The sequence below is a fragment of the Streptomyces sp. NPDC048182 genome (genome assembly GCF_043202555.1).
Classification (GTDB): Bacteria; Actinomycetota; Actinomycetes; order Streptomycetales; family Streptomycetaceae; genus Streptomyces.
Genome location: NZ_JBIDAQ010000001.1, coordinates 47,547 through 73,529 on the forward strand (window position 1 = coordinate 47,547; position 25,983 = coordinate 73,529).

At 71.3% G+C, this 25,983-nt stretch carries 18 protein-coding genes; 6 read left to right on the forward strand and 12 right to left on the reverse strand.

All coding sequences use genetic code 11. The features are described from left to right. Nucleotides 1-23 precede the first annotated feature (23 nt). The 5 genes from pulA to ACGFZL_RS00265 form a co-directional block, all read right to left on the reverse strand. Nucleotides 24-5,459, reverse strand: a complete 5,436-nt coding sequence (pulA, locus tag ACGFZL_RS00245; RefSeq protein WP_393687755.1) for a pullulanase-type alpha-1,6-glucosidase — start codon at nucleotides 5,457-5,459, stop codon at nucleotides 24-26. 133 nt (nucleotides 5,460-5,592) lie between these two features. Then, nucleotides 5,593-6,969 carry an alpha-amylase family protein gene (locus ACGFZL_RS00250; RefSeq protein WP_393687757.1) on the reverse strand — a complete coding sequence of 459 codons (1,377 nt, stop codon included), beginning with the start codon at nucleotides 6,967-6,969 and terminating at the stop codon, nucleotides 5,593-5,595. 132 nt (nucleotides 6,970-7,101) lie between these two features. Further along, the gene (locus ACGFZL_RS00255) at nucleotides 7,102-7,908 is read right to left on the reverse strand and encodes a protein kinase (protein WP_393687759.1); all 807 of its coding nucleotides are present in this window, start codon (nucleotides 7,906-7,908) and stop codon (nucleotides 7,102-7,104) included. 7 nt (nucleotides 7,909-7,915) lie between these two features. Then, the gene (locus ACGFZL_RS00260) at nucleotides 7,916-8,788 is read right to left on the reverse strand and encodes a radical SAM protein (RefSeq protein WP_393687761.1); all 873 of its coding nucleotides are present in this window, start codon (nucleotides 8,786-8,788) and stop codon (nucleotides 7,916-7,918) included. A gap of 359 nt (nucleotides 8,789-9,147) precedes the next feature. Next, nucleotides 9,148-9,369 carry a hypothetical protein gene (locus ACGFZL_RS00265; protein ID WP_393687763.1) on the reverse strand — a complete coding sequence of 74 codons (222 nt, stop codon included), beginning with the start codon at nucleotides 9,367-9,369 and terminating at the stop codon, nucleotides 9,148-9,150. Nucleotides 9,370-9,504: 135 nt separating this feature from the next. Between ACGFZL_RS00265 and ACGFZL_RS00270 the strand changes: the two genes are divergently transcribed. After that, complete coding sequence (locus ACGFZL_RS00270; protein WP_393687766.1) at nucleotides 9,505-10,692, forward strand: helix-turn-helix domain-containing protein; 1,188 nt, start codon at nucleotides 9,505-9,507, stop codon at nucleotides 10,690-10,692. Between the two features lie 112 nt (nucleotides 10,693-10,804). On the opposite strand, the gene ACGFZL_RS00275 is transcribed toward ACGFZL_RS00270, so the two are convergent. Next, nucleotides 10,805-11,578 (reverse strand): aminotransferase class IV family protein, encoded by a 774-nt coding sequence (locus ACGFZL_RS00275; protein WP_393687768.1) that lies wholly within the window; start codon nucleotides 11,576-11,578, stop codon nucleotides 10,805-10,807. Between the two features lie 97 nt (nucleotides 11,579-11,675). Between ACGFZL_RS00275 and ACGFZL_RS00280 the strand changes: the two genes are divergently transcribed. Then, the gene (locus tag ACGFZL_RS00280) at nucleotides 11,676-12,137 is read left to right on the forward strand and encodes a GNAT family N-acetyltransferase (protein WP_393687770.1); all 462 of its coding nucleotides are present in this window, start codon (nucleotides 11,676-11,678) and stop codon (nucleotides 12,135-12,137) included. Between the two features lie 11 nt (nucleotides 12,138-12,148). Here ACGFZL_RS00280 and ACGFZL_RS00285 read toward each other — a convergent pair whose 3' ends face one another. From ACGFZL_RS00285 to ACGFZL_RS00300, 4 genes are all read right to left on the reverse strand, one after another. Further along, entirely contained in the window at nucleotides 12,149-13,822 is a 1,674-nt protein-coding gene (locus ACGFZL_RS00285) for a glycoside hydrolase family 13 protein (RefSeq protein WP_393687772.1), read from the reverse strand. Nucleotides 13,823-13,921: 99 nt separating this feature from the next. After that, nucleotides 13,922-14,836 carry a sugar ABC transporter permease gene (locus ACGFZL_RS00290; protein WP_393687774.1) on the reverse strand — a complete coding sequence of 305 codons (915 nt, stop codon included), beginning with the start codon at nucleotides 14,834-14,836 and terminating at the stop codon, nucleotides 13,922-13,924. Between the two features lie 13 nt (nucleotides 14,837-14,849). After that, nucleotides 14,850-15,854: a carbohydrate ABC transporter permease gene (locus ACGFZL_RS00295; protein WP_393687776.1), complete on the reverse strand. Its 1,005-nt coding sequence runs from the start codon at nucleotides 15,852-15,854 to the stop codon at nucleotides 14,850-14,852. An 84-nt stretch (nucleotides 15,855-15,938) separates the two neighbouring features. Further along, the gene (locus tag ACGFZL_RS00300) at nucleotides 15,939-17,210 is read right to left on the reverse strand and encodes an extracellular solute-binding protein (protein WP_393687778.1); all 1,272 of its coding nucleotides are present in this window, start codon (nucleotides 17,208-17,210) and stop codon (nucleotides 15,939-15,941) included. A gap of 352 nt (nucleotides 17,211-17,562) precedes the next feature. Between ACGFZL_RS00300 and ACGFZL_RS00305 the strand changes: the two genes are divergently transcribed. Beyond that, nucleotides 17,563-18,591, forward strand: coding sequence for a LacI family DNA-binding transcriptional regulator (locus tag ACGFZL_RS00305; protein ID WP_355166791.1), 1,029 nt, complete (start codon nucleotides 17,563-17,565; stop codon nucleotides 18,589-18,591). A 96-nt stretch (nucleotides 18,592-18,687) separates the two neighbouring features. After that, the gene (locus ACGFZL_RS00310) at nucleotides 18,688-19,557 is read left to right on the forward strand and encodes a phosphatase PAP2 family protein (protein ID WP_393687781.1); all 870 of its coding nucleotides are present in this window, start codon (nucleotides 18,688-18,690) and stop codon (nucleotides 19,555-19,557) included. 318 nt (nucleotides 19,558-19,875) lie between these two features. Here ACGFZL_RS00310 and ACGFZL_RS00315 read toward each other — a convergent pair whose 3' ends face one another. Further along, complete coding sequence (locus tag ACGFZL_RS00315; RefSeq protein ID WP_355166787.1) at nucleotides 19,876-22,881, reverse strand: bifunctional [glutamine synthetase] adenylyltransferase/[glutamine synthetase]-adenylyl-L-tyrosine phosphorylase; 3,006 nt, start codon at nucleotides 22,879-22,881, stop codon at nucleotides 19,876-19,878. 180 nt (nucleotides 22,882-23,061) lie between these two features. On the opposite strand from ACGFZL_RS00315, the gene ACGFZL_RS00320 reads away from it, so the two are divergent. Continuing rightward, nucleotides 23,062-23,505: a VOC family protein gene (locus tag ACGFZL_RS00320; RefSeq protein ID WP_393687783.1), complete on the forward strand. Its 444-nt coding sequence runs from the start codon at nucleotides 23,062-23,064 to the stop codon at nucleotides 23,503-23,505. A 13-nt stretch (nucleotides 23,506-23,518) separates the two neighbouring features. On the opposite strand, the gene ACGFZL_RS00325 is transcribed toward ACGFZL_RS00320, so the two are convergent. Then, nucleotides 23,519-25,291, reverse strand: a complete 1,773-nt coding sequence (locus tag ACGFZL_RS00325) for an NAD+ synthase (RefSeq protein ID WP_393687785.1) — start codon at nucleotides 25,289-25,291, stop codon at nucleotides 23,519-23,521. A 167-nt stretch (nucleotides 25,292-25,458) separates the two neighbouring features. On the opposite strand from ACGFZL_RS00325, the gene ACGFZL_RS00330 reads away from it, so the two are divergent. Beyond that, nucleotides 25,459-25,983 carry a hypothetical protein gene (locus tag ACGFZL_RS00330; protein ID WP_393687787.1) on the forward strand — a complete coding sequence of 175 codons (525 nt, stop codon included), beginning with the start codon at nucleotides 25,459-25,461 and terminating at the stop codon, nucleotides 25,981-25,983.

Here is a 25,983-nt window from a genome sequence, read left to right on the forward strand (position 1 = left end):
ACCCTAACCGCCTGGTCAGGCCGTCAGCGGGCCTGGGTGAAGACGGCCACCGTGCGGGCCGGGACGGTGAACGTGCCGGTGTCCGCCGCGTACGCCGACCGCTTCACCACCGGGTCCGCGCCGGCCGCCTGGACCGGGTGCAGCCGGTAGCGAGCGCCGGCCGCCGCCGTGACGCGCTGGCGCTGCTCGTCGGGCGTGGCGTTGAAGACGACGACCAGGCCGCCGAGGCGCATGGTGATCACGCCGGGTGTCTCGTCCGTCCCGGAGAGCGGGAAGGAGAGCCGCGACTGGACCTGGCCGGCGGTGGCGAGGGAGAAGTCCGCCTTGTCGGTCGTACGGATCTTCAGCAGGTCGCGGTAGGCCGCCGAGACGCCCTCGATCTGGGCGCACCCCGGGACCGGCACCTGGCTCAACAGAGGCTTCGCGTATGGCCACTTCGCGGCGTTGTCCGCGGCCGGCGGCAGCCCGCGGGCGAAGCCGTTGCCGTCGGCGCAGTCCCAGTGGATCGCGTTGAACCAGTCGCCGCTGTCGAAGGAGTTGCGGTCCAGGGACTTGGAGCGCAGCAGGTCGGTGCCTGCCTGGGAGAGCGCCGGGCCCTGCGAGAGCGCGGCGGTCGCGAGCGCGAGGACCTGCATACGGGCCCGGTCGGCGGCGCCGGTCCCGGCCGGCAGCTTGTAGGTCAGCGCGTCGTACAGGGACTCGTTGTCGTGCGCGTCGGCGTAGGCGAGGGCGTCGCCCGGGGCGGCGGCGTAGCCGGCGGGGGCGCCGTTGTAGTCGACCTCGCTGCCCTTGACCTCCTTGCCGGCGGTGTCGGTGAAGGTGTAGCCGGCCAGGTTCCCGGAGAGCCCGACCTTGATGAGGTCCTGGTAGTGCAGCAGACGGGCCTTCTGCTCGGCCGGGGTGCCGTTGGCTGTGGAGGAGTTGGGGTCGGTGTAGAGGCCGGAGGCGAAGCCCTGGACGCCGGGGTCCTCGTCGAAGGGGCCGCCGCCGCGCACCGCGTCGCGGGCCCGGTCGGAGAAGGTGGCGATGCCGGTGCCGGCCATGTTCTGCTGGGTGGCCTGCACGAAGCGGGCGTCGTCGGCGACCTCGCCGAAGTTCCAGCCCTCGCCGTAGAGGATGATCTTCTTGCCGTCGACCCCGTCCCTGGCGACGGTCAGCGCGTCCAGCGCCTTGCGGACGGCGAGGATGTTGGCCTTGGGGTGGTGGCCCATGAGGTCGAAGCGGAAGCCGTCGACCTTGTACTCCTTGGCCCAGGTGACGATCGAGTCGACCACCAGCTTGCCCATCATGGCGTTCTCGGTGGCGGTGCCCGCGCAACACGTGCTGTTCGCCACCGACCCGTCGGCCAGGAGCCGCTGGTAGTAGCCGGGCACGATCCGGTCCAGGACGCTGCCCCGCTCCCGCCCGCTCGCGGCGGTGTGGTTGTAGACGACGTCCATGACGACCCGCAGGCCGTCCTCGTTCAGGGACTTGACCATCTCGCGGAACTGCACGGTGCGGGCGGTGCCCTCCGGGTCGGTGGCGTAGGAGCCCTCGGGGACCGTGTAGTGGTACGGGTCGTAGCCCCAGTTGTAGGCGTCCTTCGCGGCGCTCTTCGCCACGCACGCCTGCTGCCGGTCGGAGTCGGCCGGGTAGGCGGCCAGGTCGCAGTCGGGGACGGCCTGGTCGGCCTTCTTCTCCGGGACGGTGGCCAGGTCGAAGGCGGGCAGCAGGTGCACGTAGGACGTACCGGCCTGCGCCAGTTCACGCAGGTGCCTGGAGCCGTCGGTGTCCTTGTCGGTGAAGGCGCGGTAGGTGCCCCGGTCGGCGGCCGGGACGGTGTCGTCGGCGGCGGAGAAGTCGCGGATGTGCAGCTCCTGGATCTGGGCGTCCCGCAGCGGCACGGCGGCCGGCTTGGCGAGGCCCGTCCAGCCCTTGGGGGCCAGGGACTTGTCGGCCAGGTCCACGACGAGGCTGCGCTCGGAGTCGGTGGTGAGCGCGAGGGAGTACGGGTCGGTGACCCGGTCGGTGACGACCTTGCCGGCGCTGGGCGCCCACACGGTCACGGCGTACCGGTAGGTCCTGCCCTTCCAGGACGCCGGGCCGGTGGCCGACCAGACGCCGGTGGCGTCGTCGCGGCGCATGCGGACGGTGTCGCCGCCGATCTCCAGGGACACCTGCTGCGCGGTGGGCGCCCAGACGGACAGGGTCGGCTTCCCGTGCCGGAACACGGGGCCGAGGGCGGCCTTCCGGGCGCCCGGGTAGAGGGCGTCAAGCGCCCCGGCGGTCTGCACGCCGGTGGCGGCGAGGACGGCGCCGTTCGCGGCGTGCTGCGCCGCCACGAGCTGCCCGCGCAGGGCCTGGCGGACCCGGTCGCGGTCGCGCGGGTCGACGGACCAGGCGGTATACGCGTCGAGGTGCGGGTACTTGGCCTTCTGGGCGTCGGTGAGGGTGGTCCGGGTCAGCCGGAGGTAGCGGGTGTCGTCGCCGGTCAGGGTGGCGTTCTCGGTCCTGATCGAGCCGTCGCGGGAGTAGAGCAGCTGGGTGGAGGCGGCCCCTTCGGTGCCGTTCCAGGCCACGGTGTCCCGGTCGATCCAGATCGCCTTGGACGTCTTCAGGTCGAGGGCGGCCGAGCCGCCCGCCGGCTGCGGGAGCAGGGGCTTGTCCTGGCCGCCGAGCAGCCAGACCTCGTGCCCGGCGTGGGTCGTGAGGTCGAGGGACTGGTCGGTGGGCAGGTCCTTCTCGTCGCCCTTGTGGAGGATGTAGCCGAGGCTGGTCGCGCCCGCGGTGAGCGGGACCTCGTAGACCGCGCCGTAGGAGTCGGTGCGGGTCGGCGGGAGGGGCTTCGCCCAGTCGGTGGGGTTCGCGGCGCCGGTCCAGACGTGCAGGCCCCAGCCGTCGTAGTCCCCGTCGGCGCGGTGGTAGTGGAGGACGGCCTTGCCGGTGTCCGGCGCGGGGTACGCGGGCCGCTCGGTGCGGACCTCGTCCTTCCCCTGCTCGATCCAGACCTCACCCGTCTTCGTGACGTCGACGGCGCGGTCGGCGGCGACGTCCTTGTTCCCGTCCTTGTCGACGACGAGGAAGCCGACGTTGGTCGCGCCGGGCTCGAGCTTGACGTAGGCGAAGGCGCCGTAGGCGTCGCGGCCGGTGAAGGGGTGGCTGGCCGGCCAGGTGGTCGCCTCGCCCTCTGCCAGGTCGCCCCAGGCGTAGAGGCCCCAGTCGGCGTAGTCCCCGGCGGGCCGCTTGTAGTGCACGACCGCGTAGTCCCGGGAGGTGGCGGTGGGCGGCTGCTCGACGGGCGGGGTGCCGGTGGTGCTCGCGGCGAGGGCGCTCGCGGTGCGGCCGGCGGAGTCGACCACGACGGCCTTGTAGCGCAGGGCGGTGCCGGCGGGGACGTCCTCGCCGATGGTGTCGGTGACCTTGTAGGGGGCGTGGTCGGCGGAGCCGAGGGTGCGCCACCTGCCGTCGCCGGTCTGGGCGGCGAAGACGACGCGGTTGAGGCGGCCGCCGGTGACGCCGGCGCTCAGCTCGACCGTGCCGGTGGCGCCGGGGGCCGGGGCGCGCAGGGTGAGGGCGGGCGCGGTGGCCGGGGCGGGGACGGGGCGGTCGGCCTTGAGGACGACGGCGGAACCGGCGGGCACGGTGAGGGAGGTCCGGCCGTCGCCGTCCGTGCGGGCGGTGGCGTCGGTGCCGTAGATCCCGCGGAAGGCGGCGCCGGGGGTGTCGGTGGCGAAGGCGGCGGTGCGGGGCTCGGTGGCGTTGTTGAAGGCGACGACGTACTCGGTGCGCGTCCGGGTGTCGGTGCGGGTGACGGCGTAGACGCCGGGTCCGTCGGCGGCGTAGCGCTCCTGCTGGACGCCGTCGGCGAGGGCGGGATGGGCCTTGCGGAGCCTGCTGAGTGCGCTGATCTGCCGGTAGAGCGGGGCGGCGGTGTCGTAGGCGGGCTCGGCGTGGGTGCGGTCGGTGCCGAGCTGGTCGTCGTCCAGGTAGTCGGCGGTGCGGGAGGCGAACATCGGCTGGCGGGCGTCCTTGTCGCCGCCGGCGCCGGTGAAGCCCTGCTCGTCGCCGTAGTAGACGACGGGGTTGCCGCGGCCGAGGAACATCAGCTCGTTGGCGAGCCGGTCCTTCTTCAGCAGCTCGGCGTCGCCGGCGGCGGGGTTGTCCTGCTTGAGGAAGGTGCCGATGCGGCCCATGTCGTGGTTGCCGAGGAAGGTGACCTGCTCGTAGGCGTTGGCCTTGTCGGTGGTGTAGCGGTAGTCGTCGCCGTACACCTGGGCCAGCTTCTGGGCGCTGCCGCCCTGGGAGGCGTAGGAGCGGGCGGCGTCCTGGAAGGGGAAGTCGAGGGTGGCGTCCAGGCGGCCCCGGGTGACGTACGGGGAGGTGACGGCGGGGTCGGCGGAGTAGACCTCGCCGAACATGAAGAAGTCGTCGCGGCCGTGGTCGGCGGCGTAGGCGTCGAGCGCCGTCGCCCACTGGGTCCAGAACTCCATGTTCACGTGCTTGACGGTGTCGATGCGGAAGCCGTCGACGGCGAAGTCCTTCACCCAGCGCTGGTAGATCCGCTCCATGCCGCGCACCACCTCGGGGCGCTCGGTCCACAGGTCGTCCAGACCGGAGAAGTCGCCGTACGTGGCCGACTCGCCGGCGTAGGTGGAGTCACCGCGGTTGTGGTACATGGTCGGGTCGTTGAGCCAGTCCGGCACCTTGGCGTGCCGCTTGCCGGCGGGGACGACGGGGGTGCGGGGGAAGGAGCCGGTGTCGACGGACGGGAAGCCGCCGTGCCGCCCGTCCGCGTGGTCGGCGTCGTCGAAGGGCTCGCCGTCCTTCGCCGTGAGGTAGGGGAAGGCGCCCTTGGAGAGGTAGTCGTAGGACTTGGGCTCGTAGTCGATGACGTCGGCGGTGTGGTTGGTGATGACGTCGAAGAAGACCTTCATGCCCTTGGCGTGCGCCGTGGAGATGAGCTTCTTCAGGTCGGCGTTGGTGCCGAAGTGGGGGTCGACCTGGGTGAAGTCGGTGATCCAGTAGCCGTGGTAGCCGGCGGAGGCGTTCGCCCCCGTCCCCTGCACGGGCTGGTTCTTGAAGATGGGCGCCATCCAGATGGCGGTGGTGCCGAGCCCCTTGATGTAGTCGAGCTTGTTGGTGAGGCCCTTGAGGTCGCCGCCCTGGTAGAAGCCCTTGTCGGTGGGGTCGTAGCCGGTGGCGAGGCGGGAGCCGGTGAGGCCGCCCTGGTCGTTGCGGGGGTCGCCGTTGGCGAAGCGGTCGGGGAGGACGAAGTAGAACTGCTCGCGGGTGGCGTCGTGCCGGGCGGCGGTCTTCGCCAGCTTGGCGTCGGACGGGGGCGCGGGCGGGGCGTCGGCCCGGGCGGCGAGGGGTGGCAGGAGGGCCGCGGTGAGGGCGGCGACGGCGACGGTCGCGACCCTCGGGGCGGCGGAGGTGGTGGTGCGGCGGCGCGCGCGGGGCGCCGGCCATCTCGGTATCACGGGTGTGAACTCCTCGTGTTCGCGGCTCATCTGGGTCCGACCCCGGCGTGACGGTAGCGCCCGTGCAAGGGTTGCAGCAAGGGTCGTGAAAGCAGCGGCAAGAGATTTCACGACCCTTGCGTGGGACGGGGGTTCAGCAGGCGGAGCGGCCGGCGTACAGGGCGAGGCCGGTGTTGGCGCCGAGGGTGGCGGTGAAGCGGCCGGCGGAGTCCACCTGGACCGTCGCGTTGCGCTGTACGTCGCAGTAGGTCCCGGCGGGGAGGGAGGTCTGGAAGCTCCGACTCAGGTTGCCGGCCTCGTGGTTGACGACGACGTACCCCTTGGCTCCCCGCCCGAAGGCGATGGCGTCGTCGCCGTCGTCCCACCAGTCGGTGACGGCTTGCCCCCGGGTGGCGTTGCGGAAGGCGACCATGGAGCGGATCTCCGGCCAGGCGTGCTGGCACTTCCAGCCGTCCTGCCAGCAGGCGGTGACACGGCCCCCGTTGGGCGGGCCGGCATCGGCGTTCGACCACTCGTAGCCGGAGTTGATGTCGGGGGCGCCGTAGGGCCAGGCGAGCATGAAGACGTTGGCCAGGGTGTAGTCGGCGCCGTTCTTGTAGTTGAGGGTGCTGCCGTTGCGCTCGGTGTCGTGGTTGTCGACGAAGACGCCGGCCCCGCCGCCGGGGAGGTACCCCCACCCCTCCCCGTAGTTCTTCAGATAAGCCAGCTTCTCGCTCTGGAACACCCGCTTGAGGTCGTAGGCGTACCGGAACTCCTGCACGTCCCCGGTGCCGCTGTACTCCCCCGGCTGGACGGCCTCGCCGGCGCCGTAGATGACCTCTTGCTTCCAGTACGCGGACGGATTGCTCAGCCGGGACTTGATGTTCGCGAGGTCGGCGGCGGGGATGTGCTTGGCGGCGTCGATCCGGAAGCCGTCGACGCCGAGGGAGAGCAGGTCGTTGAGGTACCCGGCGATGGTCTTGCGGACGTACTCCTCGCCGGTGTCGAGGTCGGCGAGGCCGACCAGTTCGCAGTGCTGGACGTTCCAGCGGTCCTGGTAGTTGGTGATCTGGCCGGTGCAGTCGTCGAAGTCGTAGGAGGAGTAGAGCCCCGGGTAGTCGTACTTGGTGTACGCGGACCCGCCGGTGCCCGTCCCACTCCCCGCCGACATGTGGTTGACGACGGAGTCGGCGACGACCTTCACGCCGGCGGCGTGGCAGGCGTTCACCATGTTCCGGAAGGCGGTCCGGTCCCCGAGCCGACCGGCGATCTTGTAGCTGACGGGCTGGTACGAGGTCCACCACTGCGCGCCCTGTATGTGCTCGGCGGGCGGCGAGACCTGCACGTAGCCGTACCCGGCGGGGCCGAGGGTGCCGGTGCACTCGCGGGCGACGGAGGCGAAGTCCCACTCGAAGAGGACGGCGGTGACGTCCTTGCCGCCGGGCGGGGCGGCCTGCGCCTGCGGGGTCGGGGTCATGACGAGGGCAGCGGCCACGAGGGCGACGGCCGCGGTGAGGGATCTGCGGGGCATGGGGGGTCCTTCGTCGTTGAAGGGGGACGGGTGCCGGTGCCGTTGCAGGCTCTTGCTGAAACATTCCGGCAACTTGCGGTGCCGCAGATCGTAAGGGCCCGTCGCCCGGAAGGGCAGGGGGCGGTACGAGATTCAACGGGGGAATGTGGCAACGCCCCGGTGATCGCTCCAGGCGAGGCATGCCTCGACCATCGCCGTCAGCCAGGGCGCCTCCGGCTTGCGTGCCGCTCGGGCCCGGTACATGCGCAGGTTGGCAGCGGCGAAGGCATCGACCGCCCCGGTGTCGGCCCGCTGCCACGCCGGGCACCGGGACGCCCACTGCTCCGCCCAAGCGGGATCATGTCCGGCCGCGATCAGCTGGATGACCAGAAGCGCCGGGTCGATGAAGCCGGCCCCGCGAGTGGGCCAGGCCCAGTCGACGGCCCAGGTGCGTTCCCCGACGAGGACGTTGCTCGGATTGATGTCCGTGTGGAGCAAGGAGTCTCCACGAAAGGCCAGCGCCTCGGCGGAGTCCCCGGCAAAACGATCCCAACGTGTCTCCGCCCAGCCCCGGGCGACAGCAGGGAGGGGCGTCTCACCGATGCGGCCCACCAGATCGGCCACCTCGGCCAGGTCGGGAGAGCCGGGGGCGAAGTCTGATGAGCGCCCCTCCACCGCCTCGAAGCCGAGGACGAGCCAGCAGTCGTCCACGACATCCCAGAGCAGCGAAGGCGCGATGCCTGTGAGGTGGGCGTTGATCTCCCGTTCCCTGATGAGGGAATCACGTCGCCCACCGGGCCGGTTGCGGACGGCTTTGACGAAGAAGGGGCCCTTCTCGCACTCGACGATTGCCGTCAGATCAGAGCTGAACCCGCGTGCGGTCCGCTGGATACCGACCGCCCGGCCCGTGCGCTCCTGGATGAGCGGGAGAATCGCGGACGCGGAGAGGTCGGTATCCATCAGCCCATCAGTTCCTCGGAGTGCACTCACTTCCGGGGGTCCCCGGCGAGCATTCGTCATCCGTGTCGGGGCTGCATGACTCACCGCCGCCGAAGTTCCGTCCCGCTCGGACGGCCGCGTTGGCGCGCGCCATCTCAGGACCGCCGAGGATAGCGCCGAGCGAGGCGTCCTGGACGTTACCCACGCCCATCCAGGTGGAGAACACGCATGGAGACACCGACCCGTTCGGGCCAATGGACGCGCGCCCGTCTCCACACCGGCCGCAGAGCCCGTCCGTGCATGGCGGTTGCCCGGTTGCCGCGCGCCCGAAGGGCCGAACCCGGTCGACACGGACCGACTCCACTCCCAGGGCCGCCAACTCTCGCCGAGCCTCGTCGCCGGTGTCGGAGGGGTCGGACACGATCACCGATACGCGGAGAGGGACCTGCGCCTGAACGGCCGCAGCGATGTTCGCCTGGGTGCGGGCGTGGCTGTTCCGCCGGGTGAAGGAGTTGTGAGTGCTCTCCGGGCCGTAGTACGACGTGGCCAGGCTGACGCCCTCCCGCCGCAGCAGCCTCCACCAGTCGTCGGTCACGTGGACCAAGTTGCTGTAGACCTCGACGCGCAGTCCCAGACTCAGCGCCAGCTCGATCAGGCTCGGGGCGTCCGGGTGCAGCGTCACCTCACCCCCGGTGAACTGCACGCGGCGGATGCCGGCCGCAGCGGCTTCGTTCAGCACACGCGCCCAGTCGGCGGCGGCCATAGAGCCGTGCGTTCCGTCGGTGCCGGATCCGTTGTGGCAGTGCCCGCAGGCCAGCTGGCACTTCCGGGTGAGGTCGAGCCACACGAATCCGGTCGTGCCGCCCACCTCGATGACGGGCCTCTCTCCGGTGATACTCATTCGCCTACCTTTCCTGGCTGCTCATTGCGGACACCGTGAGGGGGGTGTTCAGGAAGAGCACCGGAACAACTGGTCAGCCAGCGCGAGCACGGCCACCCGTTCCGGGTCGATCTCGGCCCGGCACCGATAGGTCATGGTGCGGCTCCCAGGACGACAGAGATGATCGTCCAGACGCACAAGGCCCAGACGGTGATGGCGCAGCTGAACCACGCATGCTTGCGCAGCAGCCGGTATAAACGGTTCACGGTCGAACTCCCGGTGGCGGTCACCGCCACTGCCCAATAGGGCCGTACTGGGCGATCCGACGGTTGTCGTCTCGCACGAGCGGGCGAATGCGGGCCAATGTAGGACTGCATTCCTCATTCCTCGTCCGAAGCAGCGACGAGCTTCCTCATGAGCGCGACACGCACTCGGCGCAGCACGGCCGCGTCGGGCGTTGAGAAGTCCTTGCTACTCGGCCACCAGCCAGGGGCATGTTGGCTGAAGCTGCCCCACTGCTCGATCGGTACCTCGATCGCCAGAGGCCCCGTGTATGGCTTGCTCCTCTCCTCGGACCTGCCTCCCACGTCGCCCTCCCTCATCCACTTGCTGTAGCAGCCAGTGAACAAGCCGTGACGATCCCGAAAGCGCACAAGATGTGCACAAGCGCCCGCGACGGGCACTAGGGGCCTGAGACCATGGGCCCAACGAAGCGTCGAGCATCGGGAAGCGTCGGCATGAGCGCGATCATCGAAGTACCCGGTCCGGGCGCCAACGTCGCCGTCCTGCGGAAAGAACGTGGCTGGGGCCAGGCGCGTCTGGCCTCCGAGGCCGGGATCTCGACCAGTCTGCTCGGGAAGATCGAGCGGGGCGAACGGCCCATGACGCAGGGAGTCGGCGCATCTGTCGCTCAGGCGCTCGGTATCACGCTCGATCAGCTTCTGGGCAAGGCTCCCTTGCACGAGGGCGCAGAAGTCCAGCTTCGGGCGCTTACCAGAGAGATCCGCCGCTTCGGCCTCCCTCGCGAACCCGAGATGACCGAGGCCCGGCTGAGCACGGCCTTGAGCGAGATGGTCGCTCTGCGGGAGAGGGCAGACCTGCGGGGTGTCCTGGCGGAGCTGCCGCGCCTGGTCTCGGAAACCAGCAATCACGCCCATGCGGTGGGCACACCGAGCGCCTGGGCCCGCGTCACCGAGGCCTACTCGACGGTGTACTGGCTGGCGGCCCGGCACCGTTGGATGACCCTGGCCGATCTGGCGACGACGAAGCAGAAGATGGCCGCAGAACAGGCGGACCCTGTCTCAGCGGCCATCGCGGCACGCGACGAAGCGGGCCTGTACCTGAACCACGGCGACTTCGAAGACGGCCTGGCGGTGGTCGACGGCGGTCTCGTGCGCGTCGAGCAGGACGCCCCGACCGGCCCCGACCGCCTCTACGCCCTCGGTATCCTGCACTTGCGCGGGCTCACCCTCGCGGGAAGGCTGCGGGACCGGAGGACAGCTGACCAGCACATCGCCAGGGCGTGGGCTCTCGCCGAGGAACTGAACCGGAACGTGAGCCGTCTCGGCATCCACTTCGGCGCGCAGGACACGGCCGTTCATGTGGTCGCGACATCGGCGGACCTCAGTCGCCACGAGGACGCCATTGACACGATGGACGACCTCACGAAACTGGACCAGTCCGGGAAGCTGACCTTGCCCCGGACTCGCACCAGTCCCCTGCACATGAATGTCGCCCGGTCGAGACTCGCCCTCGGTGACCGGGACGGGGCATTGGAGGAGCTGGAGCACGCCTGGTCCCTGGCTCCTCAGATGGCCAAGGTCCATCCCACGGCGCAAGAGCTGCTCCGTGTTCTCACTTCGCTGCACAAGCGGAGCAACCCGCGGCTGACCAAGTTGGCGAAGCGAGCGAGGATTCAGTTCTGAAGCCGTGGGGCATCCTCGGGCTCATCGTGGTCGGGCTGTCCGTGGTGCTGCTGTTCCGCTCGATCCGACCCCATCTGCGGGGCAGCGCCGGACAAAGCTGGGAACTGTGCTTTCAGATCGGTTCAGCGGGTACGTCCGCGTACTTCTTGCGCAGAACGTCGTGGACGGTGTGGTTGGCCGGGAGTTGCACGTCGTCAATGCGGGAGATGGCCCGGATTCCGATGGCCGCGTTGGTGGCAAAGGCGGCCTGCGCCTTGCCGAGGTCGGCAAGGGTGATCCTGGCTGTGCGGTGCTCGTGGACGCTCTGGAGAAGCAGCATGGTGACGCCCGGCAGCACTTGCGCGTCCGGCCAGATCACATGGTCGCCGTCGAAGAACCCGACGTTCCAGGTGCCGCCCTCGCTGATGACGCCCTCGGAGTCGGTGAAGAGGGCATCGTCGTATCCGTTGAGCTGCGCGGCCCGCCGATGGTGGAGCGAGCCGAAGAGGCCGACGCTCTTGACCTCGGGTACGTCGCGCTCGTAGACGGTCGACTGGACGGCCAGCGGCGGCAACGGCAGGGCGCCGGCCGAGCGCTGCGTGACGAGGATCTTGGGTTCGGTCGCGCGGGCTGGGTGCCCGAGGTCGATGGCCGGGTCGAAGAGGGTGACCCGGATGGTGCTCGACCCGTCGACCGGCGCCACTCGCCGGATCAGTTGCCTTACGCGCTCGGCGTCCAGGTCGACGCCGAAGAGAACCCGGCAGTCACGGACGAGCCGTTCCAGATGCATGGCCAGCCCCCGTACACGGCCGTCGTCCACCCGCAGGCTCGTGAAGGAGCCGTAGTTGGTCAGGGCCAGCGTCTGGAGCTCGTCCAGCGTGACGGGACGACCGTTGAGTTCAGCCATGCGATCAGCATGGCAGCCGGAGCCGTCAGCCGTACGTTCGGGGACCTGGACGGTTAAGCGCTGGAGGGAGCCTCAGCCCCTCTTGTACCTTCGCGGCGTGACTGACGACGGCACGCTCCAGATCCGCGACGCGGTGGAGGCAGACGCCTCCGCGATCGCGCGGGTTCACATGGACTCACGGGCGGCGGCCATGCCCTATCTGCCGCCGCAGAGGCGTGGGCATGTAGAGGTGGCACGGTGGGTGCGGGAGGTCGTGCTCAGGGAGTGCCGGGTGTGGGTCGCGGTGCGGGGTGCGGAGGTCGTCGGGTACGCCGCCCTCGACGGGGACGTGCTCGACCACCTCTACCTGCGGCCGGACGTGCGCAGGCAGGGTGTCGGTACCTTGCTGCTCGATGAGGTCAGGCGGGGCAGCCCGGGCGGGGTGTCGCTGCATGTGTTCCAGCAGAACACCGGCGCCCGGGCGTTCTACGAGCGTCATGGGTTCGTCGTTGTCGACACGAATGACGGGGAGCGGAACATGGAGAAGTTGCCTGACATGACGCTGCGTTGGGTCCCTTAGGCGGGCGGGCCTCAGGCCGTCGTCCACCACGTCGTCGTGTTCGGCGGCAGGGTTGTCTCGGCGGCGGGTGTCGAGGGGGGCTCCGCGCTGGAGAGGAGCAGGCGGCCGTAGGACGGGACGGTCACCGGGGTGTCGCCCGTGTTGGCGGCGCAGATGAAGTCGCCGCGGCGGAAGGCCAGGACGCCCTCGGGGGCCGGGAGCCATTCGACCGCGTCGCCCGCGCCCAGGTCGGGCTCGGAGCGGCGCACCGCGAGCGCCGTGCGGTACAGCTCCAGGGTCGAGTCGGGGACGCCGGCTTGGGACTCCACGCTCAGGTCGGCCCAGGTGGGCGGCTGCGGGAGCCAGCTGCCGGCGGGGCCGAAGCCGTACGACGGGCCCATGCGGGTCCACGGGATCGGGACGCGGCAGCCGTCGCGGAAGCCGTCCTGGCCCGCGCCGCGGAAGTAGGCCGGGTCCTGGCGGACCTCGTCGGGGAGGTCGACCACGTCGGGCAGGCCCAGTTCCTCGCCCTGGTAGACGTACGCCGAGCCGGGGAGGGCCAGCATGAGGAGAGTCGCCGCTCGGGCTCGGCGCAGGCCGAGTTCGCGGTCGCCGGCCAGGCGGATCTGGGTGCCGAGGCCGGGCTCGTTGGCGAAGCGGGTGGCGTGGCGCGTGACGTCGTGGTTGGAGAGGACCCAGGTGGCCGGGGCGCCGACGGGGCGCATCGCGTCCAGGGTGCGGTCGATGACCTCCCGGAGCGACGCCGCGTCCCATGCCGTCGCCAGGTACTGGAAGTTGAAGGCCTGGTGGAGTTCGTCCGGGCGGACGTAGTTCGCCGTGCGTTCGACCGTCGGGGTCCACGCCTCCGCGACGAAGATGCGCTCGCCCGGATACTCGTCCAGGATCCGGCGCCACTGGCGGTAGATCTCGTGCACGCCGTCCTGGTCGAAGAACGGGGTGACGTCGTTGGCCAGCAGGGTGAGGTGGTCGTGGGAGCCCAGGTCGGGGAGGCCGGCCGCCTTCACCATGCCGTGCGCCACGTCGATGCGGAAGCCGTCCACGCCCATGTCCAGCCAGAAGCGCAGGATGGAGCGGAACTCGTCGCCGACCGCCGGGTGCTCCCAGTTGAAGTCGGGCTGCTCGGGGGCGAAGAGGTGCAGGTACCAGTCGCCCGGGGTGCCGTCCGGCTCGGTGACCCGGGTCCAGGCGGGGCCGCCGAAGATGGACTCCCAGTCATTGGGCGGGAGTTCGCCGGCCGCGCCCTTGCCGGGGCGGAAGTGGTAGCGGTCGCGGGAGGGTGAGCCGGGGCCCTCGGCGAGGGAGCGTTTGAACCACTCGTGCTGGTCGGAGGAGTGGTTCGGGACCAGGTCCACGATGACGCGCAGGCCGAGGGCGTGGGCGTCGCGGATCAGGGCGTCGGCGTCCAGGAGCGTGCCGAACATCGGGTCCACGGCGCGGTAGTCGGCCACGTCGTAGCCGGCGTCGGCCTGCGGGGAAGCGTAGAACGGGCTGAGCCACACCGCGTCGACGCCCAGGTCGCGCAGGTACGGCAGGCGGGTGCGCACGCCCTCCAGGTCGCCCATGCCGTCGCCGTCGCCGTCGGCGAAGCTGCGCGGGTACACCTGGTAGATCACCGCGTCCCGCCACCAGTCCCCGCGAACGGCGACGGTGTCGGAAGCTGGGGCGGCGGAGTGCTGCTGGCTCATGTCGTCCTTGGAGTGCAACGGAGTTCTGGTCGGTAGGTCAGTGCGAAGTCGGTGAGACAGCGCGAAGTCGGTGAGGCAGCGTGCGGAAGGGGCGGCGCGTCAGCCCTTCGTGCCGCCCGCCGTCAGGCCGGTCACCAGGTTCTTCTGCACGAGGTAGAAGAACGCGGCGACGGGTATCGCGATCAGCACGGCGGTGGCCGCCATCAGGTTGCGCTGCGCGTCGTGCTCGCTGACGAAGCTCTGCAGGCCGACCGCGAAGGTGTACTTCGTGTCGCTCAGCATGAAGGTCGAGGCGAAGGCGACCTCGCTGAAGGCCGTGATGAAGCTGTAGAAGCCGGCCACCGCGAGGCCGGGCTTGGCCAGCGGCAGGATCAGCCGGAAGAAGGTGCCGAAGGGCGAGAGGCCGTCCACCCGGCCCGCCTCGTCGATCTCGAACGGGATCGTGTCGAAGTAGCCCTTGAGCAGCCAGGCGCAGTACGGGACCGCGGTGGAGCAGTACACCAGGATCAGCCCGAGGTAGCTGTCGATGAGCTGGAGGTCGGACAGGAGCTGGTACATCGGCACGATGAGCACCGCGATGGGGAACATCTGGGTGAGCAGCAGCACCCACATCAGCTTGCGGTAGCCGGGGAAGCGCATGCGGGAGACCGCGTAGCCGGTGGTGGCCGCGAAGAGGACGCCGATCAGGGTGGTGCCGAGGGAGACGAGGAGCGAACTCTGCAGCCAGTCGGAGAAGTTGGTGTGCTGGAGGACGAAGGTGTAGTTGTCCAGCGTCATCTTGGACCAGATGCGCCCGGGGTGGAGGTAGTCGTCCTTGTCCGGGCCGAGGGAGAGGAAGACCAGCCACAGGACCGGGAACAGGGCGATCAGGCTGGCGAGGAGCAGCAGGCCGTGCGAGGTGAGGGAGCCGGCGCGGCTCGCCTCGCCCCGGCGGCGCGGCCGGCGCTCCGGCCCGGCGGGGGGCGTGGCAACGGGGCCCGCGGGAGCGGTCGTCGGCGCGGTCGGTGCACTCATGGGGACTCCTGCCTCAGATCGCGGGCTGCTGCTCGCCGCGGGCCAGCCAGCGGCGGTAGAAGGACGTGAAGACGATCAGGACGGCCAGCAGCAGGATGCCGTACGCCGCGGACTGCGCGAAGTCGCGCGGCTGCTGTCCGAAGCCGAGCTGGTAGGCCCAGGTGACCAGGATCTGCGCGTCCGGGGCGGTGTTGCCGAACAGCAGGAAGATGACGGCGAACTGGTTGAACGTCCAGATGATGCCGAGCAGGACGACCGTGGAGCTGACCGACCTGAGTCCGGGCAGGGTGACGTAACGGAAGCGCTGCCAGGCGCTCGCGCCGTCCATCTCCGCGGCCTCGTAGAGGCTGGCGTCGATGGACTGCAGGCCGCCGAGGAGCGAGACCATCATGAACGGCACCCCGCACCAGGTGTTGACCATGATGGCGGCGAACCGCTGCCAGAAGGTGTCCTCCAGCCACTGCGGCTCCGGCAGGTGCAGCGATCCCAGCAGGGAGTTGACGACGCCCGAGGCGGCGAGCATGAAGCGCCAGCCGAAGACCGTGACGAAGGTCGGCACCGCCCAGGGCAGCACCAGGATCAGCCGGTACAGGGTGCGTCCGCGCAGCTTCTGGTTGAGCAGCAGGGCGAGGCCGAGGCCGATCGCGTAGTGCAGGGCGACGCACAGCGCGGTCCACACGATGGTCCAGATGAAGTGCGACCAGAAGCGGTCGTACGCCGTCGGGCCCCACAGGATGTCGGCGTAGTTGTCCAGGCCGATGAACTGGTACGTGGCGTCGATGTGGTTGACGCCGATGGTGCGGGCGGTGTTGAGGCTGTTGGCGTCGGTGAGGGTGAGGTAGAGGCCGTAGGCCAGGGGGTAGAGCACGAGGACGCCGAGCACGACGACCACCGGCGCGATCATGGCGTAGGCGTACCAGTGCTTGCGGTAGCCCTCGGTCAGGCGGCGGCCGAGGCCGGGCCGCGGGGTCCGGTCACCGCGGCGCTTGCCGGTCGCGCGGTCGATGGCGACGGTCATGGTGCGACACCTTCTGGAGCGTCAGGGACGGTCGGGTGCGGCTGCCGGGCCCCCGTGCGGGGCGGGCCCGGCAGCCGCGCGGGCTCACTTGCTGAAGTCCGGCACCAGCTCGGCGACCGCCGTCTCGACGTCGCCGAGGCCCTTGTCCAGGGACTTCTTGCCGCCGGCGATCTGCGGCAGCTCCTTGTCCAGCGGGACCCACAGGGAGCTGTACTCCGGCAGCGCCGGGCGCGGCTGGGCGGCGGGCAGCACGGCCTGGTAGCCGGCGATCCCGGGGTCGGCCTTGACCTGGGCGGTGTAGGCGTCCTCGCGGGTGGGCAGCGTGGAGTTCTTCAGGGCGATGGTCTCCTGGGACTTCGCCGAGGTGAGGAACTCGACGAACTTCAGCGACGCGTCCTGGTGGGCCTTGTCGGACCCGGCGTACACCGACAGGTTGTGGCCGCCGGTCGGGGCGCCCGCCTTGCCGGCGGAGCCGGCCGGGACGGTGGCGATGCCGAGGTTCTTCTTGTCCGCGAAGGCCGAGCCCTTGTAGAAGTTGGTGATCTCCCAGGGGCCCTGCAGGATCGCGGCGACCTTGCCGTTGACGAAGGCGTCCTGGATGTGGGCGTAGGCGTCCGCGGTGGTGTCCGCCTTGTGCAGGCCCTTGCCGTCGAACAGGCTCAGCCAGGTGCCGTAGCCCTTGACGGCCTGCGGCGACTTGACGGTGATCTTCTTGCCGTCGGCGTCGACCGTGTCGGTGCCCTCGCCGTAGAGGAAGGGCTGGGCGTAGTAGCCGGCCGTGGAGCCCCAGTAGCCGTCGGCGCCGGTCTTGTCCTTGATGGTGGCGGCGGCCTTCTTCAGCTCGTCCCAGGTCTTCGGCGGCTGCACGCCGGCCTTCTGGAAGAGCTGCTTGTTGTAGACCAGGGCGAGGGTGTCGGTGACCAGCGGGACGCCGTAGACCTTGCCGTCGTACTTCGCCTGCTCGATCAGGCTCGGCTGGAACTTGGCCTGGTCGGCGAGGGCCTCGGTGCCGTCGAGCGGCAGGAAGAAGCCCTTCTTGGCGAAGGCGGGGGTCCAGCCGACCTCGGAGCGCAGCACGTCCGGGGCGCCCTTGGCGCCCGCGGCGGTGTCGAACTTGTTCTGCGCCTGGTCGAAGGGGACGTTGACGTACTTGACCTTGATCCCCTTGTTGGCGGCCTCGAACTCCTTGACCAGGGCCTGGTAGGTCGGCGCCTCGTTGGTCGCGTTGGAGGTGTCCCACCAGGTGATGGTGACCGGACCGCCGGACTCGCTGTCGCTGTCGCCGTCCCCGCCGCACGCCGTCGCCGCGAGGGCGAGGGACGCCACCAGCGCGGTGGCCGCTATGCCACGCCGCATGAGTTCTCCTTGAGAGTGAAAGCCCGTGTGGCGCCGTTGCCGCCGTCGGGCGACGTGAACGTAACAGGGATGCAACCGGCGCGAAAGGTCTTGCAGCAAAGAAGTGCAAGAAGCGTCGAGAGTTATGCCGTCGTGACCCCGCACTGACCGCTCCGAGACCACGTCTGCGTGGTCGGCACCGGCCCGCACACCTGTGCAAGACTCTGCAAGTACTTGCCGCCGAGGGGTCGGCACGGTCGACACGGCATAGGGGATCGCGATGACGCAGCAGCCCGCGGCGGGGCGCTCCACCGCCCGCACCCGGCGGCCGGCCGGTGGGCAAGTGTCGGCCCGACAGGTACAGTCCACCCCTGTGACCACACGGCTTGCCGACATCGCCGTCCAGGCGGGCGTGAGCGAGGCGACCGTCAGCCGCGTCCTCAACGGCAAGCCGGGCGTCGCCGCCACCACCCGCCAGTCCGTGCTCGCCGCGCTCGACGTGCTCGGGTACGAGCGCCCGGTGCGGCTGCGGCAGCGCAGCGAGGGCCTGGTCGGGCTGATCACCCCGGAGCTGGAGAACCCGATATTCCCCGCGTTGGCGCAGGTCATCGGGCAGGCGCTGACCCGGCAGGGGTACACCCCGGTGCTGGCCACCCAGACGCCGGGCGGCTCCACCGAGGACGAGCTGACCGAGATGCTGGTCGACCGCGGGGTGGCCGGCATCATCTACGTCTCCGGGCTGCACGCCGACACCACCGCCGACACCCAGCGCTACGACCGGCTGCGCGCGCAGGGCGTGCCGTTCGTGCTGGTGGACGGCTTCTCGGCGAAGGTGCAGGCGCCCTTCATCTCCCCCGACGACCGGGCCGCGATGCGCCTCGCGGTCACCCACCTCGCCTCGCTCGGGCACACCCGGATCGGGCTCGCGCTCGGGCCGAAACGGTTCGTCCCGGTGCAGCGCAAGATCGAGGGCTTCGTGCGGGCGATGCAGGAGCAACTCGGCCTGGACGCGGCGGTGGTGGAGAAGGAGTTCGTCCAGCACTCCCTCTACACCCTGGAAGGCGGGCAGGCGGCGGCCACCGCGCTGGTCGAGCGGGAGTGCACGGCGGTGGTGTGCGCCAGCGACATGATGGCGCTCGGCGCGATACGGGCGGCGCGGCAGCAGGGCCTGGAGGTGCCGCGGGACATCTCGGTGGTCGGCTTCGACGACTCCCCGCTGATCGCCTTCACCGACCCGCCGCTGACCACCATCCGCAAGCCGGTCCCGGCGATGGGCCAGGCCGCGGTGCGCACCCTCCTGGAGGAGGTCGGGGGCACGCCGGCCCCGCACAGCGAGTTCGTGTTCATGCCGGAGCTGGTGGTACGGGGCTCGACGGCGTCCGCGCCGGGCGTACGGGGCTAGAAGCGGGCTGGAACCCGACGTTTCGCCGCGGGTGCGACCCGTCCCGATACGGGGGATCATGGGTGGCGTTGGTGTTTTCTGGCAGACTTGATGCCCATGGGTGACGCGACGGTCAGGACCTCGGAACGTCCGCCGGAACGTCCGGAGGAGGACGTTCCACGCCCCGTCGGTGACGGGACGCGGCGGCGGGGCCTGCTGCGTCGGCTGCGCACCCCGCACCGGCCCCGGCTGTGGTTCGAAGTCCTGCTGGTGGCGGTGAGTTACTGGACCTACTCGCAGGTGCGCAACGCCGTGCCGGAGCAGCGCGCGGCGGCGCTGCGCAACGCCGACTGGATCTGGCGGGTGGAGCACCTGTTCGGCCTCGACGTCGAGGACACCGTCAACCACGCGGTGAACTCGGTGACTTGGCTGGTCGTCGGCATGAACTACTACTACGCGACCCTGCACTTCGTGGTCACCCTGGGCGTCCTCGTCTGGCTGTTCCGCAGCCATCCCGGGCGGTACGCGGCGACCCGCCTGGTGCTGTTCGCGACCACCGCGGTGGCCTTGCTCGGCTACTACCTGTATCCGCTCGCGCCGCCTCGGCTGATGCGGGGCGGGGGCTTCGTCGACACGGTGCTGGTCCACCGGACCTGGGGCTCGATGGCGTCCGGCGATCTGAAGTCGATGTCCAACCAGTACGCCGCGATGCCGTCGATGCACATCGGGTGGTCGGTGTGGTGCGGGCTGACGATCTTCGCGCTGGCCTCTGTGCCGTGGGTGCGGGTTCTCGGCCTGCTCTACCCGGTGGCCACGCTGGTGGTCATCGTGGCCACCGCCAACCACTTCTGGCTCGACGCGGTCGGCGGCCTCCTCTGCCTCGCCTTCGGCTACACGGTGACGTCCCTGTGGTACGGCACCCTCCCCTACGCCCTCCCACGCCCGGCACCGGGCCGGCGGAGGGAATGGCTGCCGACGAAGGCGTAGCGACGTGACTGCAACGCCCTAGGGGCGCGGGGAACTGCGCGACCAGCCACGACGCGCCCGCACCCGGCATCGTGGCGCAACCCGGCACTACGGGGGGGCGTGGCGCAGCCCGGCGCTGCGGGGTGCCGCTGCGCCCACCCGTGCCGCCCCAGCGGCACGACTGCCCGCAGCTACGTGGGAGGGGGCGGGGGTGCGGCACGACTGCCCGCAGCTACGGCGGCGAGCGGCGCAGCCGACGTGGCTGCAACGCCCTAGGGGCGCGGGGAACTGCGCGACCAGCCACGGCGCGCCCGCAGCCAAGGGCGGTGCTCAGCCCGGTCATCCCTCGTAAAACAGCCGCTCCACGACCCCCCGCGCCCGGCGGGCCGTGCGGCGGTAGTCCTCCAGCATGGCACCCGCGTGGCCAGGCCCGTGACCGAGGTAGCGGCCGACGGCGGCCAGTTCGCGCGGGTCGGTGGGGAAGGTGTCGCCGGCCCGCCCGCGGACCAGCATCACCGCGTTGCGCACCCGGGTCGCCAGCACCCACGCCTCGTCCAGCGTCGCCGCGTCCTCGGCGGAGACCAGCCCCGCCCCGGCCGCCGCCGCGAGGGCCTCACGCGTACGGGTGGTCCGCAGAGACGGCTCGTCACAACCGTGCCGCAGCTGGAGCAGCTGCACGGTCCACTCCACGTCGGAGAGACCGCCGGGCCCCAGCTTGGCGTGCAGCTTGGGGTCGGCCCCGCGCGGCAGCCGCTCGGCCTCCATGCGGGCCTTCAGCCGCCGGATCTCCCGTACGGCGTCCTCGTCGAGCCCCTCGGACGGGTAGCGCAGCGGATCGACCAGCTCGGTGAACCGCTCCCCCAGCTCGGCGTCCCCCGCCACGAACGCGGCCCGCAGCAGCGCGTGCGACTCCCAGCCCAGCGACCACCGGCGGTAGTACGCCTCGTACGACTTCAGCGACCGCACCAGCGGGCCCGAGCGGCCCTCCGGGCGCAGGTCGGCGTCGACGATGAGCGGCGGGTCGGCACTGGGCACCTGGAGCAGCCGGCGCAGTTCTGAGACGACCTTGTTGGCGGCCTCCCCGGCCTCCCGCTCGTCCACCCCGTCGCGCGGCTCGTGCACGAAGAGGACGTCCGCGTCGGAGCCGTAGCCCAGCTCGCCCCCGCCGAAGCGGCCCATGCCGATGATCGCGAAGCGGGTCGGCAGGGTGTCGCCCCACCCCTCGCGGACCACCGCCCGCAGCGTGCCCGCCAGCGTCGCCGCCGTCAGGTCGGTCACCGCCTGCCCGACCCGGTCCACCAGGGCGCCCTGGTCGGCCTCGACGGGGTGCGCGTCGGTGCCGTAGGAGCCGACGATGTCCCCGGCGGCGGTGCGGAACAGCTCCCGGCGCCGCACCCCGCGCGCCGAGGTGACCGCCCCGACCGCGTCGTCGGCCCGCCGGACCGCGGCGAGTATCTCCTGCTCCAGCTGGGCCCGCCCGCGCGGCGCGAGCCCGCCCGCGTCGCCGTCCCCGAGCAGCGCGACCGCCTCGGGGGCGCGCAGCAGCAGGTCGGGCGCGAGCCGCCCGGCGGAGAGCACCCGGGCCAGGTTCTCGGCGGCGGCGCCCTCGTCGCGCAGCAGCCGCAGGTACCAGGGCGTGCGGCCGAGCGCGTCGGAGACCTTGCGGAAGTTGAGCAGCCCGGCGTCCGGGTCGGCGGAGTCCGCGAACCAGCCGAGCAGCACCGGCAGCAGGGTGCGCTGGATGGCGGCCTTGCGGGTGACGCCGGAGGCGAGGGCCTCCAGGTGCCGCAGGGCGGCGGCCGGGTCGGCGTAGCCGAGGGCGACCAGGCGTTCGCGGGCCGCCTCGGGGCTGAGCCGGGCCTCGCCCGGGCCGAGCTGGGCGACGGCGTCGAGCAGCGGGCGGTAGAACAGCTTCTCGTGCAGCCGCCGCACCACCGCCGCGTGCCGGCGCCATTCGCGCAGCAGCGTGGCGACCGGATCGGTGCGCAGGCCCAGCGAGCGGCCCAGGCGGCGCAGGTCGGCCTCGTCCTCGGGGACCAGGTGGGTGCGGCGCAGCCGGTAGAGCTGGATGCGGTGCTCCATGGAGCGCAGGAAGCGGTACGCCTGGTCGAGCTGGGCGGCGTCGGTGCGGCCGACGTAGCCGCCGGCGGCGAGCGCCTCCAGGGCGTCCAGGGTGGTGCCGCTGTGCAGGGAGGTGTCGGCGCGGCCGTGCACCAGCTGGAGCAGCTGCACCGCGAACTCGACGTCCCTGAGGCCACCGGGCCCCAGCTTGAGCTGCCGGTCGACCTCGGCGGCGGGGATGTTCTCCACCACCCGGCGGCGCATCTTCTGCACGTCGGGGACGAAGTTCTCCCGGTCGGCGGCCTGCCACACCAGCGGCTGGAGCGCGGCGACGTACTCGGCGCCGAGCGCTGGGTCGCCGGCCACCGGGCGGGCCTTGAGCAGCGCCTGGAACTCCCAGGTCTTGGCCCAGCGCTGGTAGTAGGCGAGGTGGCTGCTGAGGGTGCGCACGAGGGGGCCGTTGCGGCCCTCGGGGCGCAGGTTGGCGTCGACGGGCCAGATGGAGCCCTCGATCGTGGTCTCGGAGCAGATCCGCATCAGGTGGGAGGCGAGGGCGGTGGCGGCGCGCATGGCCTTGGCCTCGTCGGCGCCGTCGGTGTCCTCGGCCGGCTCCGCCACGAAGATGACGTCCACGTCGGAGACGTAGTTCAGCTCGTGGCCGCCGCACTTGCCCATGGCGATCACCGCGAGCCGGCACCGCGCGGCGTCCTCGGGCGCGGCGGCGACGGCTATGGCGAGGGCGGCGCGCAGCGTGGCGGTGGCGAGGTCGGCCAGCTCGGCGGCGGTCTCGGCGAGGTCGATCGTGCCGCACACGTCCCGGGCGGCGATGGACAGCAGGCAGCGCCGGTAGGCGACGCGCAGCGAGACGGGGTCGGTGGCCTCGGCGAGGCCCTGCTCGAACTCGGGCAGGCCGCGGTGCAGGTCGCGGGGCTCGTAGGTGGCCAGGGTGAGCCAGTCCCCGGCGTGCCGGGCCAGGTGGTCGGCGAGCGCCTCGGAGGCGCCGAGGACGCCGAGGAGGCGGTCGCGCAGGGGCTTGGACGCGATGAGGGTGTCGAGCAGCTCGCGGCGGGCGGTGGGGTCGGGCTGGGCCTCCAGGAGGCGCACCAGGCCGTGCAGGGCGAGGTCGGGGTCGGCGGTGGCGCCGAGGGCCTCCAGGAGGACCGGGTCGTCGCGGACGGCCGACAGCTCCTGGCTGTCCAGGAGCCGCTCGGCGGCGGAGGGGTCGGTGAAGCCGTGCCGCAGCAGTCGCGTGAAGGTACTGCTCCTGCGCCCCGGCGCCGTCATCCCGGCCTCCTGCCTTTCGTCGCCCTGTCTGCTTGTCCGACCGTCGGATCAAGGTCTGGCCTTGAGCGTAACCGGCGGGGCGGCGACCGGCGCCGGGGGACTTCGGCCCTTTCGGTGGCGGGGCGGGCCGGTTTCGGCTTCGGTGAGAGACGGCACGCCAGCCTCGCGAAGGAGCCGACCATGGACTTCACCCTCGAAGTGATCCCGCTGCCCGTGAGCGACATCGACCGGGCCCGGGACTTCTACCGGGACAAGGTCGGCTTCCACGTCGACATCGACCAGGAGGTCATGCCGGGCATGCGCATCGTCCAGCTCACGCCGCCCGGTTCCGGCTGCTCCGTCGCGCTCGGCGACGCCATCTGGGACATGGGCCCGGGCTCGCGCCCCGCCCCCGGCTCGTACCAGGCCCTCCAGCTCTGCGTCGCGGACATCAAGGCGGCCCACGCCGAGCTGGTGGGCCGGGGCCTGGAGGTCTCCGAGCCGGTGCAGTACGCGCCCGACGACGGCGCCACCTTCATGTACTTCACCGACCCGGACGGCAACGCCTGGTCGGTCCAGGAGTACCGGCGCCGGGCGACGGAGCCGCTGCACCAGGCGCTGGCGGAGCTGAAGCGGCAGGCGTAGCCCCCGCCCCCGGTCAGGCGGGCGGCGGTGTCAGCCCCGTCTCCCGCCAGCCGTTGGTGATCGGCAGCCGGCGGTCCTTGCCGAAGCCCTTCGGCGAGATCTTCGTGCCCGGCGGGTACTGGCGCCGCTTGTACTCGGCCGTGTCGACCATGCGCAGCGTCTTGGTGACCAGGTCCCGGGCGTACCCGGCGGCCACGATCTCGTCGGCGCCGCGGTCGTGGTCGACGTAGAGGCCGAGGACGGCGTCCAGGACGGGATAGTCCGGCAGCGAGTCGGTGTCGACCTGGCCGGGGCGCAGCTCGGCGCTGGGCGGCTTGGTGATCGAGTTGGCCGGGATGGGCGGGGTCTGGCCGCGCTCCTCGGCGGCCCGGTTGCGCCACTCGGCGAGCCGGAAGACCCAGGACTTGTAGACGTCCTTGATCGGCCCGTACGCGCCCACCGCGTCGCCGTACAGCGTGGAGTACCCGACCGCCAGCTCCGACTTGTTGCCCGGCGCGAGGACCAGGTGGCCCTCCTGGTTGGACAGGGCCATCAGCAGGGTGCCGCGCAGCCGGGCCTGGAGGTTCTCCTCGGCCAGGCCGGTCAGCCCGAGGGAGTCCATGTACGCGTCGAACATGGGGGCGATGGGGACGGTCCTGAAGTGCAGCCCGGTGCGCCGGGCGAGGTCGGCGGCGTCGTCCCGGGAGTGCTGCGAGGAGTACTTCGACGGCATCGACACCGCGTGCACGTTCTCCGCGCCCAGCGCGTCGCAGGCGATCGCGGCGACCAGGGCCGAGTCGATGCCGCCGGACAGACCGAGCAGCACCGAGCGGAAGCCGTTCTTCGTCACGTACGCCCGCAACCCGACGACCAGCGCGGAGTAGACCTCCTCCTCGTCGGCCAGCCGCTCGGCCACGCCGCCCGACAGCTCGGGCTCGTACGCCGGCAGCGGCTCCTCGGACAGCACGACCCGGTCGACGCGCAGCCCGTCGTCCACCACGCCGTCCGGGGCGTCGGGCGCGGCGGGCGGCAGGTCGAGGTCGAGGACGACGCAGCCCTCGGCGAACTGCGGGGCCCGGGCGACGACCTCGCCGTGCCGGTCGACCACGATGGAGTCGCCGTCGAAGACCAGCTCGTCCTGGCCGCCGGTCATGGCGAGGTAGGCGGTGGTGCAGCCGGCCTCCTGGGCTCGCTTGCGGACCAGCTCAAGGCGGGTGTCGTCCTTGTCGCGCTCGTACGGCGAGGCGTTGACGGAGAGCAGCAGCCCGGCCTTGGCGGAGCGCGCGGCGGGCACCCGGCCGCCGTCCTGCCAGAGGTCCTCGCAGATGGCGAGGGCGATGTCGACGCCGTGCAGCCGGAGCACGGGGAGGGTGTCGCCGGGCACGAAGTAGCGGAACTCGTCGAAGACGCCGTAGTTCGGCAGGTGGTGCTTGGCGAGGTTGAGCACGATCCGGCCCCGGTGCAGCACGGCCGCCGCGTTCTGCGGGGCGCCGGCCGGCTGGCCGTACCTCGGCCGGTCGGTGGGGCAGCGGTCGAGGTAGCCGACGACCACGGGCAGCTCGCCGAGGCCCTCCTCGGCCAGCCGGGCGGCGAGTGCGCGCAGGGCGGCGCGGCTGGCCTCGACGAAGGACGACCTGAGGGCGAGGTCCTCGACGGGATACCCGGTCAGCACCATCTCGGGGAACGCCGCGAGGTGCGCGCCCTGCTCGGCGCAGTGCCGGGTCCAGCGGACGACCGAGTCGGCGTTGCGGGCGAGGTCGCCCACGTGCGCGTCGATCTGGTTCAGAGCGAGTCGAAGTTGAGGCACGGGGCCAGTGTAGGCACCGGTATTCGTCAGATCGACGCGATAGGGCGGGTTGGCGTCGCCGACGGCTCTGTCGGGAAACGCCTGTGCGGGCACCGCGCGATCAGTACTCTGAGGTCCGCACATGTCGTGCACATGGCCATATGCGGCCCCCTGGAGAAGGAGCACCCATGCTCAGACGCGCGTTACTCGCGGCCACAGCCCTGACCGCCGCCCTGGCGGGTACGGCGACGATGGGCCCGCCGGCCGCCGCCGTGGACGTCGAGTGCCCCATCGAGATCGGGGACGGCTGCGGTGGGGGCGGCGACGGTGGCGGCGGTGGCGGGGGCGGCGGCGCGCCGTCCTATGTCCTGCAGGGCGTCATCCAGGTCGAGGGGTACACGAACGCCCCCAACGGGCAGCCCGGTCGCCGCGTGGAGATCCGCGGCTACTCCCGGCTCGCCAACGCGAGCAACGACCGGGTCGACGCGGACTACATCAACGTCCGCTGCAACGCGTACGACTTCAACGGCTACACGACCGACTACGACTCGGAGAACGGCGGCGCCCTCGTCGACGTCCACTTCCCGTCGAACTGGGTCTACGGCGTCGGCCCCACCTACCGCACCATCACGGTGAGCTGCACCCACCACGCGACCAAGTACGGCGTCGACTACGACACCACCAGCACGCGGCAGATCGTGATCCCCGAGTAG